We start from the raw sequence: 430 nt of genomic DNA, 5'->3' as shown, positions 1-430 counted from the left end.
TTGCGCGGACGCAGATAAAGATTGGCGGCCAACTCTTGGGCCGGTTCGCTCCAGAGGTTTTGCAGATAGGCTTCGGCAGCGGAGCGTGTGCCTTTTTTGTCGACTACGCCGTCCACGACGGCAACCGGTGCTTCGGAAAGAATGGTGTAGCTCGGATAAACGATTTCAAACTGGTCTTGGGTCAGCTTTTTGCTGACGTAGTTGGCCTCATTTTCAAAGGTAAACAAGACATCGCCGATATTGCGTTGACTGAAGGTCGTCGTTGCCGCGCGACCGCCGTTTTCAAATACAGGCGTGTTTTTCAGCAATGCGGCAACAAAATCTTTGGTTTTGCCTTCATCGCCGTTATTCACCTTCAAAACATAACCGTACGCACCCAAAAAGGAGTAGCGGCCGTTGCCGGTGGTTTTCGGGTTCGCCAAAACGATTT

1 protein-coding gene is annotated in these 430 nt (G+C 51.4%); it reads right to left on the bottom strand.

Annotated features, from left to right (window positions below; translation table 11 throughout):
* A partial coding sequence (locus ACTHUM_RS20075; protein WP_440404017.1) for a sulfate ABC transporter substrate-binding protein occupies positions 1 to 430 on the bottom strand: 430 nt, incomplete at both ends.

The organism is Neisseria sp. P0021.S006, from assembly GCF_051956895.1.
The sequence above is the reverse complement of the archived record's forward strand: the minus strand, read 5'-3'. Positions and strand labels throughout refer to the sequence as shown.